The 1,511-nt window shown below is 50.1% G+C and carries 1 protein-coding gene; it reads right to left on the bottom strand.

Annotated features, from left to right (window positions below):
• Nucleotides 1-123: 123 nt before the first annotated feature.
• On the bottom strand, nucleotides 124-1,344 hold the full coding sequence (locus tag NNN71_RS24535) for a diguanylate phosphodiesterase (RefSeq protein WP_249023097.1): 1,221 nt from the start codon (nucleotides 1,342-1,344) through the stop codon (nucleotides 124-126).
• Between the last annotated feature and the right edge of the window lie 167 nt (nucleotides 1,345-1,511).

Raw genomic sequence — 1,511 nt, forward strand, 5'->3', positions numbered from 1 at the left:
AGCGAAGAGAGAAAAGCCCTAATATGGTCGGGATGTGAAGAAGAACAAATTATCTCGTTGATATAAAGGAGAAAATGGTAGCCTTACGCCTGCCACCTGGCGGTGACAGGGCAACATATGCGGTTACAATTCAGTTTTTTTCTCAGGCCATGCCACGGCGGGGATGCCGTGAAAACAGGGGGATGCAAACAAATGGCCCTGGAATTCCGTGATGCCAGCTGACTCCAGCCACATCCACTCTTCTGCCTTTTCCACGCCCACTGCGGATACCCCAATTTCAAGCGAAGTACAGCATTTGATAATGGCATGAATAATGGCCTGGCGTGGCCCGCTTTTGTGTACATCCTGAATAAGGTCGCGGTTGATCTTAATTCTGTCGGGTTGAAATTGCGCGAGCAGCTGCAGGCCAGCGAATCCCGCGCCAAAGTGATCGATAGCGACACTTATCCCCGCGCCTTTCAACGCGCGTACCGCGCGGCTAAAGCCATCGAACTGGGAAATGGCTTCGCTTTCAGTGAATTCCACGATGATCTGCTCAGGAACGAGATGATTCTCGGCGATGGCCTGAAGCAATATTTCGACCGCATCCGGCACGTTAACCAGCGTCATCGGCAAAATATTGACGGACAGAGTGCAGTCGCCCAGATCCAGCGCCGCGGCCAGCGCAAAAGCCGTCTTTTTGCTATGTAAATCTGCCAGATAGATCTCATCGCTGCTCAGGCCAGCGAAATAGGCCTGCGGTGAGTCGCCAGAGGTGGTACGTAGCAGCGCTTCAAGGGAGATAACTTCACGAGCGAGAGGGTCGATGATCGGCTGAAAGGCAAAACCGCAGCTGGCCTCGGGGTTTAACTGTTGAGGAGAAAGGCGTCGAGTCCGTTCAGTCGCGATAAAATCCCAACTATCGGCAGAGGGGATTTCGAAGTAATTCTCTTTTTCGATGGCTTCCACGAAAGTCCGGAAAAACTGCAACGCACGATCGCGATAGGTCAGTTGATAGCGTGAGGTTCCCTTATCAAGAATAACTTGTAATACCTCATCCCTTCCGTGTTCGCGCAGATCGAAAAGCTCCATTCCCGTCATACCAAAGCGCCTTGAGGGGCTGTAATCGCAGAGAAGTTCAACCACATTGTAGTGACGGTTATCTGCACAGATAGCGTGATAAATCGCTTTTACGTTCTCTTCAGGGCCTTCAAGTAGCTGGAAAAAGTGGGTGCCGTTGAATAACAGGATCCCCGTTACATCTGCACGATTATTCTTGATATTGGCGTCGGCGACCATACTTTCGAGCGCTTTTACCGGGACATCATCACGAAGATGACTGCGGTAGATAATAGTGGTGAGCATGATTTTCCGGCATAGGAGGGGAATGTCCTCTAACCCTACCAGATTACGCTGCGCTTAACACATTAAATTAACATGGTTTTTACCTGTTAAGCATCTTATGTCTTTCTGGAAATAACTGAGCCCGCTGGCGTCAAACTATCCTCGTGATTTGGTGTACACATATTACG

Source organism: Kluyvera sp. Awk 3, assembly GCF_028069715.1.
Taxonomy (GTDB): Bacteria; Pseudomonadota; Gammaproteobacteria; order Enterobacterales; family Enterobacteriaceae; genus Kluyvera; species Kluyvera georgiana_A.